10 protein-coding genes are annotated in these 13,929 nt (G+C 70.9%); 4 read left to right on the top strand and 6 right to left on the bottom strand.

The window, feature by feature from the left end; translation table 11 throughout:
* Positions 1–150 precede the first annotated feature (150 nt).
* Together ACIRS4_RS34320 and ACIRS4_RS34325 are read left to right on the top strand one after the other, a co-directional pair.
* A complete protein-coding gene (locus ACIRS4_RS34320) occupies positions 151–1,386 on the top strand; it encodes a hypothetical protein (protein ID WP_404203504.1) in 1,236 nt (411 codons plus the stop codon).
* Between the two features lie 40 nt (positions 1,387–1,426).
* The gene (locus ACIRS4_RS34325; RefSeq protein WP_404203506.1) at positions 1,427–2,263 is read left to right on the top strand and encodes a hypothetical protein; all 837 of its coding nucleotides are present in this window, start codon (positions 1,427–1,429) and stop codon (positions 2,261–2,263) included.
* 105 nt (positions 2,264–2,368) lie between these two features.
* On the opposite strand, the gene ACIRS4_RS34330 is transcribed toward ACIRS4_RS34325, so the two are convergent.
* Positions 2,369–2,605 (bottom strand): hypothetical protein, encoded by a 237-nt coding sequence (locus ACIRS4_RS34330; RefSeq protein ID WP_356687402.1) that lies wholly within the window; start codon positions 2,603–2,605, stop codon positions 2,369–2,371.
* Positions 2,606–3,114: 509 nt separating this feature from the next.
* On the opposite strand from ACIRS4_RS34330, the gene ACIRS4_RS34335 reads away from it, so the two are divergent.
* A complete protein-coding gene (locus ACIRS4_RS34335; RefSeq protein WP_404203508.1) occupies positions 3,115–3,657 on the top strand; it encodes a hypothetical protein in 543 nt (180 codons plus the stop codon).
* A 316-nt stretch (positions 3,658–3,973) separates the two neighbouring features.
* Here ACIRS4_RS34335 and ACIRS4_RS34340 read toward each other — a convergent pair whose 3' ends face one another.
* Both ACIRS4_RS34340 and ACIRS4_RS34345 read right to left on the bottom strand, forming a co-directional pair.
* Positions 3,974–4,156 carry a hypothetical protein gene (locus ACIRS4_RS34340; RefSeq protein WP_404203510.1) on the bottom strand — a complete coding sequence of 61 codons (183 nt, stop codon included), beginning with the start codon at positions 4,154–4,156 and terminating at the stop codon, positions 3,974–3,976.
* 1,740 nt (positions 4,157–5,896) lie between these two features.
* The gene (locus ACIRS4_RS34345) at positions 5,897–7,468 is read right to left on the bottom strand and encodes a hypothetical protein (RefSeq protein WP_404203512.1); all 1,572 of its coding nucleotides are present in this window, start codon (positions 7,466–7,468) and stop codon (positions 5,897–5,899) included.
* A gap of 1,055 nt (positions 7,469–8,523) precedes the next feature.
* Between ACIRS4_RS34345 and ACIRS4_RS34350 the strand changes: the two genes are divergently transcribed.
* On the top strand, positions 8,524–8,703 hold the full coding sequence (locus ACIRS4_RS34350; RefSeq protein ID WP_404203514.1) for a hypothetical protein: 180 nt from the start codon (positions 8,524–8,526) through the stop codon (positions 8,701–8,703).
* A 282-nt stretch (positions 8,704–8,985) separates the two neighbouring features.
* On the opposite strand, the gene ACIRS4_RS34355 is transcribed toward ACIRS4_RS34350, so the two are convergent.
* The 3 genes from ACIRS4_RS34355 to ACIRS4_RS34365 all read right to left on the bottom strand — a co-directional run bounded on the left by ACIRS4_RS34355 (position 8,986) and on the right by ACIRS4_RS34365 (position 13,270).
* Positions 8,986–9,810, bottom strand: coding sequence for a hypothetical protein (locus tag ACIRS4_RS34355; RefSeq protein WP_404203516.1), 825 nt, complete (start codon positions 9,808–9,810; stop codon positions 8,986–8,988).
* A gap of 395 nt (positions 9,811–10,205) precedes the next feature.
* Positions 10,206–12,848 carry a Helicase associated domain protein gene (locus ACIRS4_RS34360; protein WP_404203518.1) on the bottom strand — a complete coding sequence of 881 codons (2,643 nt, stop codon included), beginning with the start codon at positions 12,846–12,848 and terminating at the stop codon, positions 10,206–10,208.
* 65 nt (positions 12,849–12,913) lie between these two features.
* Complete coding sequence (locus ACIRS4_RS34365) at positions 12,914–13,270, bottom strand: hypothetical protein (RefSeq protein WP_404203520.1); 357 nt, start codon at positions 13,268–13,270, stop codon at positions 12,914–12,916.
* Positions 13,271–13,929: the final 659 nt, after the last annotated feature.

The following is a 13,929-nucleotide window of genomic DNA, read 5'->3' on the forward strand; positions in this document are numbered from 1 at the left end:
CCTGATCACACGATCGGGTGATCCGCTCACTTGCGGGGCTTCTCGGCTAATCCTTACGGGTGACGGTTTGTCAGTCCTGCTGCGTACCGTCCCGGTTCATCGCGACTCAACCGCGCCCTGGTGGCGCCTGTTGCCCAAGGCGGTGACTTGATGAGCCTGACCTCCGGGATTCACTGTCCACGCACCCCGCTGCGCCGGTTTCTGGACCGTGAACTGTCGGCCGGTGCCCACCCGCTGCGTAAAAGCTTCCGAGCCCGGGACCGCAGCAGCCAGATCCTGATGCCGGGGCCGGGCGTCGGCACGGAGGCCGGTAACGTCGGCACCGCGATCGACTACCGGCTCCGCCTGGCATTCACCGCCGCCGAGCCCGTCGACCACGTCGCCCGCCTCGGCATCCTGCTCACCGGCTCCTACGAATCCGACGCCCGGCAGCGGATGCGGGACGTGGGCGAAGAGCTCATCGAGCGCCTCCAGGAGACGGTCATGCGTCTGCAGCTCGACAACCGAGAGCTCCCGATGGACCGCGCCCATGATGAGGAGGAGGACCTGGCCCGCCTGCTGATCGCCGCAGCCTGGTACCAGGTCAACTACCGCACTTCGATCGGGTTCGCCTTCACCCCGCTGGCCATTGCCGCCCGAGAAGACCCCGGCGCCTTCACCCTGGTCCGGCTCCTCCAGCTGCCGCACCGCGACATGGTGGCCGACGTCGTCGCCCAGCTCTACAAGGCCGCCGACGGCCCACTGAACGATTTGCGGACCCGCACACGGCCGGAGGACTGCACGCCAGCGCCCACCTTCCCGACCGACCGCATCGCCGCAGACGCCGACCTGGCCGTCGACGGACTGCTGCTCGACTTCAAGAGCACCCGGTACACCCGCACCCTGCGCCAAGCGGAAGCGTGGCAGCTGACCGGCTACCTGCTGCTCGACACGGAGGACCGGTACCGGATCGACACCGTCGGCCTGTACCTCTCACGCTCGGGCACGCTGGCCAGTTGGCCGGTAGAGGAGTACCTGGACCTGCTCGGAGCCTGCCGCCGCGAGATCCCCGCCTTCCGGGCCGCGTTCACCGAGCTGTTTGAAGGCTGCACGGCTGACGTCGAACCGTACGAGCAGGAAGAGGAAGACCGGGTCCGTGAGCTCCTGAAGCGCCTCGCGCCCGTCGCCGCCCCAGGCCAGTGCCTGGTGTGCACCCAGCCCTGCCCCGCGTCCGGGCGCCGGCCGCGGGAGTTCTGTTCCTCCTGGTGCCGCGGCCGCGTCAAGTTCCTACGCAACAGGGGCCTGCTGCCCGGCGGCCCGGACGTGTTGCTTCCTCGGCCGCGCCAGCGCCTGGACCTGCCCGACGACGCGGAGATTGTGAGTCTCACAGCCCGTTTCCCCAGGTAGACGGGGTGAACTGTGAGGCTGTGAGACGGAGCTCGCGCCGGTGCTCCCGTACGCCCTGGTGCCGCCCACCGGCGCGGAGGACGATGGAGTCGTGGGCGAGCGGCATGAGGACCAGGAGCAGGGCGCCGCACCGGCGCGGCCGCCGCTGACCGCGGCCCGCGCCCGGGAGATGACAGCGGGGCTGCGGGAGGCGATGGACGACGTCCGACGGTCCGTGGCGGTGCTCGCAGCCCGGGTCCGCGATGCGCACGCCGCCCGTGTCTGGCTCCCTCTCGGGCACAGCAGCTGGGAGTCGTACTGCGAGGCGGAGTTCGGCATCAGCCGCGCGCAGGCGTACCGGCTGCTCGGCGTCGCCCGCTCCCTCTCCGCGATCCACGGCGCCGTCGCCGCCGGCGCCGAGACGTCTCGCATGCGAGACAGCGACCGGGACGCCGCGGACGCGCTCGACTACGGTCTGTCCCAGCGCGCCCTGATCGCCGTCTCCAGCCGCAGCGGCGACGTCGCGGAGCTGATCACCCGCCGCCTCACCACGCTCGCCCAAAGCGGCCTCCAGGCCCTCGACGCAGCCGCTGTGCGCGCGGTGGTCCGCCAGGCCGTCCGCGACATCCGCACCGCCCCGCCCCCGCCGCCCGCCGATCCGCCGGCGGACCCGACCCTCGCCGCGCTGCGCCGCGTCGTCGACGAACTCGCCGCCAGCACCCACGCGATCGGGGAGCTGATGCTCGAAGTCGCCCCGGCCTACCTCTCCGACACCGAGGCCGCCGACGTCCTGGCGCTGCTGTGCGAGCAGATCGGCGAACCCCTTGAGCACGGCCTCGCCGCCCGCCGCTACGCCCTGATCGGCGACCGCCGCGCTCTGCGCGGCACCGTGCTGTAGGCGCTGCTGTGCGCGTCCGGCCTCGCCCGGGCAGGGCGGGCAGGCCTCGAGGGCAAGCCTGACCACGGGCCGCCGGTACCCGGCCGTGGGTCCGCCCGCGGCAGGTCAACGTCCTGTACGCACGGTCGGGGCCACCGCGCCGCCGGGCCCGGCTTCACCAGACTGTGCGCCGGCCTGAGTGACCCACGCCAGGAGCGCGACCAGGACGGTGGCGGCAGTCAGGGAGACCATGACCGGCCCCTTCAGTCGCGGGCTGCGGAAGACGAGATAGCCGAGACCGACAACGACCGCCAGGCCGACGACGACCCAGAGCAGTACGACGAGCAGAGCAAGCGTGGACACGAGGTTCCCCCTCAGGTGTGGGCACGCGGCGGGTCCGCGTGCGGTGGAAGGCGGAGCGTGGAGACTCCTCAGCCCTTGCGTCTCGGGCAGGACGCTCCGACAGCAGGCGTCAGGGTCGTTGGTGGCGGGGTTAGCCCCGCAACCCCGGCTTGACCTGCACCTTCAGTGCTGGCGTGTTCCTCGTCACACGGTTACGTGTGGGGTACGTCCCAGCAGCAGTGCGGGGCTGACTCTGGCCAGCGGGCGGGCAGCATTCAAGAGTTCGATGGCTTCCGATGGCGGAAGCTTTCCGCGCTTCCGCTACCGGAAGCCCCGGACCCCTTGAATGTGCTGAGTTGTTCGGCTAGAGCCCCGCCCTTGTTATGGGGCGCGCGGGGGCAGCTTTTGGGTCCTCGTACTTCAGTTAGAGAGTCGACTGCCTGCCGACGCAGGGCCGGGACTGTGCGTCGGTCGGCGGCCGGGGAGGATACACCGATGCTGACCCAGCGAGAGGCCGCCAACGCTGCGGCGTGAGCCGTACGACGATCCGGCGCCGCCGTGAGGCCGGCGAACTGCCCGGGTCGGTGCTGGACGATGACCGCGGCTGGCTCATCCCCGTGGACGACCTGCTCGCCGCCGGCTTCCGGCTGCACGCCCCGGCACCTCCGGACCAGGCAGGCCCCCAAGAGGCCACGGCCGGGGCCGGGCAGACCGACGGCCCCGACGAGGCGGCCGAGCTGCGCGCCGAACTTGAGCGCCTGCGCCACGAGACCGAACTCCTGCTCATCCAGGAGCGGCACGCCCGTGCCCTGGCCGAGGCGGAGGCACGGCACCTCGAGGAGCGCCTGGCGGAACGCGCGGTGCACATCGCAGATCTGCAGCGCGCTCTCGCCGCGCTCACCCCCGCGCCGGAACGGGCGGCCATCCCCCAGCCCGCGCCCCCCGCCACGGCCCCGGCCGTCCCGGCGCCCGCCCCCGCAGCGGCCCCGGCCGCGCCCGAGACGGCAACCGCCGACCACAACGGCCACCAGGAGCAAGGCGAGCGGCGGCGCTGGTGGCCCCGCCGCAGCTGAAGGGGGGCTTCTGGCATGAGAACCCGGGGCACGGTCCTGACCTGCGAGCAAGCAGAAAGGGGAGGCCGATGGCCTCCCCTTCGCTGGCGGGGCGTGCGCCAACACGTTTCCCGCCGACAACGCCCTTGAGGTTCTTGGTTGCACCCAGTAGACCGAGGGCCCCGCGGCGCCGTTTCCGGTGCCGCAGTACCCCTAGCCTCACGGCTGAGGGAGGGGGGCGTCGTAGACCGGGGCGCCGGCGGCGAGCAGCTTGCCCAGCGCGTGGCGCTGCTGGGCGTCGGTCTGCTTGTCCGCCGAGTGCGGGAGTTACAGGCGGTCAGTCACGGCGGCCGTCCTTCGCGACGTCCTTGTCGGCGGCTGGCGCGAGGACGGCGGGGTGCTCGTCGGAGGACGGCACCACGGCCGCGGCGGACGACGGCACCGGGTCCGACTTCCGCGAGACCCCCTCGTAGGGAAGTAGTCGGCGCCCGGGGAGTTCCGGCGGCGCTCCCTTGACCACCAGGTCAGGTGTACCGGCTGGTGCCGGACCTCGCGGCCGTGAGGCAAGTTGTACGGCAAGCCGTAGAGCAAGTTGTAGGGCCACTTGTACGGCAAGCCGTAGGGCAAGTTGTAGGGCAAGCCGCTCACGGGTCGCCGCTCGGCTCCTACGGCTTGTGCGCGGTGCCGGGTCCGAGGGGCCGTCGGCCTCTTGGCTGGGCCACCTCCTGGTGCTCGCCGTCGTCCGGGAGAGCGGCGGACTCGACCCGCTCGACGGGCAGAAGCCGCGGGACCGTGTCGGGAGTCGGCGTGCTTCTGGGGGTGCTCGGGCCGGTGCCGAGAGGGCGTCGCATGGTGCTCACTGGGGGAGCCTCCCACGCGAGCGTGGGGTACGCCGCGACCGGTCCGAGTCGCATCCTGGGGCGCGCCCTGAGTTCCGCCCTGGGGCGCGCCCCGGGTCACATCCTGAGTCGTGTCCTGGGTCGCGTCGGGGTTCGCCGACGGGGGCCTTGGAGACGCACTGCGACCTGGGAGACAAGGGGGTGCCGCCGGTTGGCCGGTACGCCGACTACTTACCGGGGGCGTTGTCCGGCGCGGCCGACCGGGCAGCGCAGCATTCGCACGGGCCTTGGCTACGGTCGCCGAAGGGCGGTGTCCTCCGGCGCGAACGGGCTCGACCCCGACGATGCCGGAGCGCGCCGGGGGATGCCGACCGCAGCGGGGGCCCGCGGGGGCCGGCGAAGGCCAATGCAGTTGCCTTGCGGACAGCGTGAGACACGCAGGGGACACTGCCCCGCTCCGAGCTATCCGGCGGTTGCCGAGCGGGGCACGCTGATGCGCGCGTTCTCGCGTCGCATAGCCTGCGGCCAGCGACTGTCGATGACGCTCGCTGCGGATCGGCAGTCGCCGCAGGCGTTCTCCCTCTCCGGTAGCCACCAGTAGTCGGAGGGTGCCATGCCGGCTTGCTGGATCCCGCACAGCGTCGTGTCGAAGGCCCCGAAGGCATGAGAGACATCGAGGGAAAGGCCGTCAGCAACGGCGCTCTCCCAGCGCATGCCCATGGGCTGGTACGGGGGTCGCGAGATCTCGAACCACTCGCTGCCCACATGGGTCGAGGCGTAGCACCAGGAGCAGGACCAGATCTGCTCTTCCCAAGTAGTTGGCGGCACGAGCCCGGCGCGCCGAGGTTGTACCGCTGAGGGGAGCGGAACCGGCGGCACACACTCTCGCCCGCCAAAAAGCCCGACACATCAGTCATATGACGGCCGGTCACGGACCGCCCCTGCGACCCGGCCGGCGCGGCGCGCGGCAGGAGGGGACGGGGGCCGCCCCGCGCCTACTCCCCGGCCGGGAAGTCCGCGGCGCCACTGACCTCGGCCCACTTCCTCGTCTCCGCGGCACGTGCCTCGCCGAAACAGGGAAAGGTCCGGCTGACGAACAGGGCAAGGTCCGGCTGACGCCGGCCCCTTCGCTCGTAGCGGGGGCGGGATTCGAACCCCGCGAACGCCGAGCTGCCGACGTGACCCCAGTCTTGACGAACTGACTGGGCCGGTGACCCGTCGCCGTGGTCCGTACGTGCGCTGGTCTTCGGGGCCCGGAACACGACGTGCCGCATGCCGGCAGCAAAGACGATCTGCGGTCACAGACGTCGAACCTCTGGGCTGGATCGCCGACTGAGCCATCGCGCAGGCGCGCCGCATCGTCATCGAGCCCGGCGTGTCGCCGCCGAGGTGGACGATGCCGCCGGAGCCGAGGCTGAGGCTCAGCAGGCTCTGGTCGCGGATGACTCCCAGATAGACGTTCTTGGCGCCGGTGGCCGGCCGGGTCTCCTCCTGCGCGCGCGGAACGCCGAGTTCGACGGGGGCTTCGGCGGTGCGGTAGCGGTAGACGGCCCCCTGGGGGCGGGTGGAGACGTACGGGGTCGACGACGGACAGCGCGCCGTTGAGGGCGGTGCCGAGCGGGGCACTGGCGATGAGGAGCTTTCCGGTGACGGGGTCGTACTCCATGTCCCAGGGGCGTTGCTGTCCCGAGCCGAGGTGGCCGAGGGAGCGCAGCGGGCTCGTGGGGTTCACGGCGTCCAGCTCGACGATCTCGCCGCTGGGGTACATCGCCGCGCAGATCTTGTCTCCGTGTCGGGTGAGCGCCTTCGGCTCGCCGGGGACCCAGACGCGGGTGCGGGTGAGGCCGCCGGGGTGGTGGACGGTGATGGCGTAGTGGCCGGCCACCCAGACGGCGCCGCGGTCGGCGTCGAGGAGGACGGACTGGGGGCGCTCGGTGCCGGGGGTGAGGGGTGACGAGATCCGTGGACGAGGTGGTGGCGTGGGCGCCGCTGTCCATGGTCCACACGCCGCCGCTGCCGGTGAATCCGGTGAGCGTGGCACCCTCGAGGTGCAGGCGCCGGGTCTCCTCCTGCGCGCGCGGAACGCCGAGTTCGACGGGGGCTTCGGCGGTGCGGTAGCGGTAGACGGCCCCCTGGGGGCGGGTGGAGACGTACGCGGTGTAGTCGGGGCCGCGGCCGATGGCGTCGACGGAGCCGCCCAGTTCGACGGCGCGCAGATCGGTGCCGTCGGTCTTCACGTCGTACAGCTTGGTACCGCTGCCGGCGCGCACGCGCGTGCGGCCGAGACCGACCGTGGCGAAGCCGCCGTCGCCCTCGGCGAGGGTCCTGACGGCTCCGGTCAAGCGGTTGACGGAGATGAGCGGCTTGCTGTCGAGCAAGCCGGCGTACACGTAGGAGGAGTCGACGGCGACGGAGCGCACGTTGTTCTCGCCGGCGACGGTGGCGAAGCCGCGGACGGCGCCGCTGGCAGGGTCGTACTCCCAGACCTTCCCGTCGGGGTAGGTGCCCGCGTAGATCTTGCCGTCCGGTGCGGCGGCCAGACTCCAGACGAAGCCGCCCCTGCCGCCGAACGAGGTCAGGTGCTCCATCACGCCGGTGGCCGGGTCGAAGCGGTACAGGTCGGGGACGATGTACATGCCGATGTAGATTGTGCCGCCGGACTCCACGGTGGCCCAGGAGCCCTCGATCTCGCCGTCCGTGGGCATGTCCGGGATGGCGACCTGGCGCACAACGGTGCGGGTGGCGAGGTCGTACTCGGCGAGTACCGCCGGCTTGAGGCCGCGGGTGACGAGGTAGCCGCGCCCGTCGTGGACGGTGGCGCCGACGATCGCACCGGTGAGAGAGGCGGGGCCGAAGCGCTCGACGGCGGGCGTGGCGCACTCGACGGCCGCTGCTTGCCGGGCGGGCACGAACAGGCCGAGGAAGACGGCGAAGAGCGCCGCGAACAGCGACAGGGGGCGGCGTATCGCGGTGCGCCCGATGCCGAGATCCATGAGTCCGTCCTGAGAGAGGTCGACACAACCTCGGGAGCGACAACCCGCCGCCGCCCGGGCGGAGACATTGGATCTTCTCCCCGCGACGGGTGGCAAGCGCCGGCACGGCCCCGGTGAGAGGAGCGATCGAAACGGGGCAGGCGGGACTTCGCCCATATGACGTACAGTCACCATCCGCCAATGCCACCTGTGTTACCGACCGGGCAGGCATCGTGACTGGCCGGTCCCGGAAGTCAAGGCCGGCAGGCGGTCGACGCTGACCCGCGGGTGACACCCAAGGCACCGGCCCACTCGGCTGGGCGAGCGGACCGGACGACGCGGCAGCCACCTTCAAGACGACCCCGTCCTGCTCCCGCAACCACGGGCTGGACCTGGCCGGCTACGGTCCCTACCGCCGCACAGGCAGCACCGGCGCCTGGACCCGCGCAACAGCACCCCGACCACCGGCGCCGCCCACGACTACGCCCTGCACGCCGTCGACCGCTGCGGCACCCCTCCCCGCTGTCCTACCTGACGCGCGTCGTCAGCGCCGGCAAGAGGGCCCCCACCACCCCCACCCATCCCGCGGCCGCGCCAGGAAGAGTCGGCACCCGGCTCGGTGAGCTCCTATGAGGTGCAGCGCCCCCTCGCGCCCGCAAGGCCGTTCTCCTCCCCTCCCCACGCCCACTCAGGAGCACCGTCCTGACCGACGTCGGCACCGCCGCGCGGGAACCACCCGCTACTACCACGTGCAGACCCTGGACGGTCGCGGGCGAGCCTCCCCGTACCCACGCCCGCCCTCTCGACGCGGCCGAACTCAAGCGCTCCCACCGGTTCCACCTCTACGGCACCCGGTCGGCCAGGTGCGTCACTGCCAGGTCAGGACGGTCGCGACGCGCGGCACGGAATCGAACCCGTCGGCGACGGCGTCGGCCGCCCGCACCGCCGAGGCCACCACGCCGCTCATGCCGTACGGCCTTCACGCGTGGAACGGCACCGACGGCATGCACCTCGTTTGGACAGCGGACATCGACGACACGGATCGCCCCCCTCATGCGCAAGCCGATGTCCGGTGCGTGGGAGCACAGCGCCTGGTACGCGCCGTCAAGTACCTGGACAGCGCCCCGTTCGAGGTGCAGTTCGGCTACAGCGTCCGCGCCGTCGACGCGGCCGTCGACGTCTGCCGTACGACTTCTTCGGACGCCGCGTCCGTGCTGCTGGGGGGCGTCACCGGTCGGGGGCGGCGCCGACGCTGACTCCGACGACCAGTTCGGGTTTTGCCGGGGTGACGTACAGCGCCTGGCGGCTGCTCCGCCTGGCGGAGAACGACCAGCCGGTCCACGGACGACAGCGCCGGGCCGGAGCGGGTAGTCCGGTGATCGGGCTGCAGGCGGCCATGGTCGTCGTACCTGCCGAGCAGCAGACTGCTCGGCGCGGCAAGGGAACCGACGATCGGCTTCGCCGAACCCGACAAGGACGCTTTCACCGCGCAGGGGCGGGCCCCGACTGCCTGAGCGAGGACAGCGGGGCCCGGCGGTCTACAGCGGCTGCCTAGTTTCCGAGCGGATCTTAAGAGCGGTCTCGGCCGCCACCGCCAGGTCGATGTCGGAGGCGGACTGCCCGACGTTCTCCGCGGTGATCTCGGCGACGACGGCCGCCGTGTTGCCGTCCGCCCAGGCGCAGACCGGATACACCAGGGTGGCGCCGGCCTGCGACTGGGAGACCACCTCGCAGGTGACCGTGGTGTCCGCGCCGCTGGGACGGAAGTCCTTCGGCTGCACGGCAACTTTCAGGCCATCAGCCTCGCCGACGCCCTTCAGCATGGCGTCGCGGCCGTCGTCCGTGTTCTGGAACCGGCCGTACATGCCCGAGACCACCAGCATGCCATCGGTGTCGTCGCCGTTGAGGCTGTACTGACCCACCGCGGAGTCGGTGACCTTGGCGTCCCAGGCGCCCTCCATCTCCTTCTCGATCGACTCGCCCTCGCTGTCAGAGAGGTCTTGGCCGAGCTTGTAGCGCCCGTCGAGGAGGGTCTCGGGCAGGGTGAGCCGGTACTCGGCGTCGGGGAAGTCCTTCTCGACCTTCATTCCGATCAGCACGAGCGCCACCAGGCCGGCCACGCCCAGCCCGACGACTCCGCCCACGATCCCGAGCACCAGCCCGACCCGGCTCTTCTTCGGCGGCGGGGCCCAGCCGTAGGACGGCGGGGGGTACGGGCCGCCGTACGGCTGCGGCGCGGGCGGCTGCCCGTAGGGGCCGAGGGGCGGAGGCAGCGGGCCCTGGGGGCCATAGGGGTGGGGCGCATGGGGGCCCTGCGAGGGCTGCGGGCCGTACGGGTTCTGCGGCGGCGGAGGCGTGGACACGTCAGCACGTTACTCCACGGGTGTGAGGCGCCGACCATCGAAGACTCCTCCCCCTCACACGGATCCGGGCCGGCACGGCCTGCACGACGACGATGCCGGCCGCGCAGAAACCTCCGCAGCCACCCGGCGACGACGAAACCGCTGACGACCCCTCAGAAGCTGCACCGGCAGGCCGAACAGACACTGAGGCCCACAACGCCACCGAGGAGAAGCTGAAGCAGCGCCGGACCGAGGCCCGCCGCATCGAGGCCGAACTGGCCAGGACCCGCCTGCCGCATCCCATTTCGCACTCCGCCCACAGAGCCGAACGTCTCGCCGACTCAGCCGAAGGGGAAACGCGCGTCAGAGACCAGATCCCGGTTCTGCCGGACGTCCCTGGCCCCGCGGACGTGTGGTCAGCCGTGTCCGGACTGTTCTGCAGCCCAGGTGTAGCCCAGCTCGGCGAGGTCGGCCCGCTGTGTCGCATCCAGCCGGTCACGCCTGGCTCTCTGGTTGCTCAGAAACACGCCCAGCTTGATCGTCGAACCGTCCGGCAGCTCCTCAACGTGCGCCCTTCCAACGACGGTTCTGCCTTCCCGCTGGATGTACTGGGTGAGGGCGGCCAGACCGCGCTGGAAGGCTGACGTCTTCCCGCCGTCCTTGGCCGCCGGGGCCGGGGTGGGCCGTTCGGCGGGTTTCACGCCCAGCGCTGTGAGCCGCTGCTGCTGCTCTTCGGAGAGCTCCATCCAGCTGCGGCGCTGCCGATGGAGCCATTTGCCGAGGTCGTCTCCTTCGAACTGCACGCCGGGCTGGATGTCGGGGAGCCGGCCGTGGGGTTCGTCGGCGGCGAGGTCGGCGAGGACGCGGTAGTGGCGTTGCCAGTCCAGTGGCCAGGGGCAGTTCCAGTCCGGGTCGATGGCGGCGAGCTGTGCGGCGCGGGCCGCGGCGCGCCGCGGGTCCTTGCCGAGGCCCTCCTTCCTGCGGAGGTTGGCCATGTGTTCCCCGACCGGGACCAGTTCACTGTCGGCGTCGCCCCATACGGCGTCGCGTCTGGGGGCGAGGTGGCCGTGGGCGCGGTGGAAGGAGCGCAGGGCGGCGAGTTTGTTTTCCCAGGCTTCGTCGCCGGGTTCCCACACCATCCCGGCTTCGTCGAGTAGCGTCTTGCGGTGGTCGTCGAGATCGCCCGCGCGGTACACGCGTCGCTGCTGGTGGACCCACCGCCCGAGAGGGAACGCTTTGGTGACGCCGGCCTCGGTCTCGGTGTCGTACGGGACGGCGTGCAGGCCGGTGATGTAGTTGGCCTTCCGCCAGCGCAGCAAGGCCTGGTAACCCTCGAGCCAGACCAGGGACTCCGGCCGGTACACCCGGGTGCGCAGGAACGCCGCGATCGTCGCCGCGTCTCTCGGGGTGGAGAAGTGCAGCAGCGCTGACTCCACGGCGCCCTCGGTCTCGTCCCGCCCACTCTCGCCTTCGGGCGTGGTGCCGATGATCCGCCCGTCCTCGTCCCGCTTCACGTGCACTTTCCGCTGCCCGCTGCCCAGAGCCCGGCTGGCGAGTTGTTCGACGAGGCGTTCGGAGTGACTGCGCAGGCCTTGGAGGACGGCTACGAGGGGTGCGAACGAGGCGGAGGCGACCATGTCGGTGGGGTCTTCGCCGGGCTTAAGGAAGACGGGTACGATGATCCTTGCGGTCTTGGTCGTGCCGTCAGGGTTCGGGCGCAGTGCCCGGCCGATGTTCTGCACGATCTCCACCTGGGAGCCGCGGGTGTCGGCGAAACACACCGCCTCCACGCCCCGCTCGCCGACGATGTCGACGCCTTCGCCGAGCACCCGGACGGAGGCGAGGAAGGCCCGGTGCACCCGCTTGGCGTCGGCGTCGACGCCGTCTGCGAACTGCCGCAGAGCTTCCCGTCGCTCGGCGACGAGGTGATCGCCGCACAGCCACGCCGACCACACCCGCTCCGGAGGCACGTGGCGGCCGGCCTCCAGCTCGTAGAACTCCGCGTCGATCGACGACTTCGGCAGGGCTTCCGCGTCGGCCAGGGCCTCGCCGGGGACCTCGGCCGCGTACAGCTCGGCGGCCGTCTGCGGCATCTTTTCGGCGAACGCCATCGCCTCCTCCACCCGCTGGTGGAAGGTCATGACCGTGCGCAGGTTCCGCGCGGCCGCGTGCTCCAGGAGCGCCGTCTGCAGCAAGGCGAGGCGCCGGCCCCGCTGCGCCTCCTCCGACTCCTCGAGGGCGGGGGAGGGGTCGTGGATCTCCAGCACGTCGATCTCGAACCCGGCGAGGATGCCGCGTTCGATCGCCTCGGACAGTCCGAGCTCGTAGATCCACTCGCCGTAGAGGCCGTCCGGGTCGGACGCCATGGTCGCGATCTCCAGCTCCTGCCCGTCCGCGCCTTTCTGCGACCGGGGGGAGGCGAGGATACGGGGGGTGGCGGTCAAGTAGAGCCGGAAGTCCGCCGGGATGCGGGCGTTGTCGTGGATCGCCGCCCACGGCCGACCAAGATCACCGGTGGTTGAATGGGCTTCGTCGACCACGGCGAGGTCGAACGGGGCCATCGTCTGTCCGTACAGCCGCTCCCCGCCCGCCAGAGCAGCCTCCAGCGGCCCGCGAACGCGCCCCTGACCCATCAGGTCCTCCGGGTCGTCGCGGTCCACGAGGGAGGCGTACGTGGCGAACACGACCACCGGCCCATGCCCCGCCCACAGCGCCAACTGGATCGCGTTCGTGGTGGTCCGCACGCCCAGCTGCTCCAGGACGTCGTCCTTTTCCAGCGAGCACACCGCGACCATCGGCCCGCTGTGGCCGACCCTCCGCCACGCCTGAACGGTCTGGACGAGCAGATCGAGAGTGGGCACCATGACGAGGATCCGCCCGCCACAGAAGCACTCCAGAGCACTCCACGCGGCTGTGATCGTCTTTCCTGAGCCGGTCGCTGACACGACCGTGGCACGGGCACCCTGCGTGGGCACGGAAGATCTTGCAGGGAATCCTACCCATTCACGAATATGCGCAGTCGCATCCCGCTGGTGTTCCCGAAGCTGAACCGCAGCCATTCCCCAACCTTCTCTAATCCATGATCAACCGGATTCCCATGCCTCACGCGACGGACATTCCTCGGTCAGCTCGTCCGCGCCTCGGTCACGGCTGCCGTTAGGGCCGCGGTCGTCCAAAGGCGCTGTGGCGAGAGTTGCTTGACCACCCATGCCAGCCAGTCACCGTCGCCCAGCCGTTCGAACTCGCCCGTCTCGGACGTCTGCCTGAACAGCTCCCTGAGCAGCGCGAGATGGACCAGGCCGTACCTGCGCTGATGGTGGCTGAACTGCGCCACCCAGTCCTCGTAAGGATGCCGGAGCGTCACTCGCAGGCAGGGACCGAGCATCCCCACCGAGCCACCGCCACCGATATCGTTGAGGAAGCCGACAGCCCGGGTGCTGCCGATCGGCCTAGGCGTGACGTCAAGACTGTTCAACAACATGAACCGCGACCACGGAACCAGGACCTGCCGGCTACCGCGCCACCAGTGTTCAGCCCCTTCTGGAAGAAAATGCAGACAGCCGCCAGAGGGCCGCTGCGCATCACCCAGAACCCAACGGCCCTCACTGTCTCTCTCCAACGGTCCCAGATGCACAGCTCCCCCTAGGCTACCGGTCACCAATACATTGCCGGTTACGACCATCAAACGACAGACCCTCGCCCCCCTCTCCGGATGATAGAAGAAGGGCGGTGCCTAATTTCCCCCAACACTACATCCTGCATCTTTCATGGGCATGCATTACACCCACATCGACACCAACCAACGACCCCCTTCCCCCGTAGCTAGCAGGCCCGCGTCAGCGGGCCCGAAGGGACTGGAGGCGTAGCCGGAAGGACCGTTGAGGGCGCGGGGAGCGCAGCGGACCCGCCCGCCGGCCTGGAGCGCTAGCGGAAGGCCCAGGCCCAGGACGAAGTCCTGCTGCTCAGGGAGCGCAGCGAACGGAGCGTCAACCCGACTGCGCAGCAGTCGGGTTGTGCGGGACGCGCAGCGTCCCGCTCCCGCTCCCGCGGAGCGGGAGCGCGCAACAACCGCGCGCAGCGCGGTTGTTCGCTTGCACATCGCGCCGCGCGGTGGTTCCCGCCCCCCGGGGGTAGGACGAG

Origin of the sequence: Streptomyces sp. NPDC101166 (assembly GCF_044768125.1) — a bacterium.
In the GTDB taxonomy this organism is placed as follows: domain Bacteria; phylum Actinomycetota; class Actinomycetes; order Streptomycetales; family Streptomycetaceae; genus Streptomyces.

Coding starts and splice junctions, on each gene's coding strand:
- ACIRS4_RS34360 (WP_404203518.1), bottom strand. CDS start 12,848: ATGGCTGCGGTTCAGCTTCGGGAACACCAGCGGGATGCGACTGCGCAT.
- ACIRS4_RS34345 (WP_404203512.1), bottom strand. CDS start 7,468: ATGGATCTCGGCATCGGGCGCACCGCGATACGCCGCCCCCTGTCGCTG.
- ACIRS4_RS34365 (WP_404203520.1), bottom strand. CDS start 13,270: ATGTTGTTGAACAGTCTTGACGTCACGCCTAGGCCGATCGGCAGCACC.
- ACIRS4_RS34320 (WP_404203504.1), top strand. CDS start 151: ATGAGCCTGACCTCCGGGATTCACTGTCCACGCACCCCGCTGCGCCGG.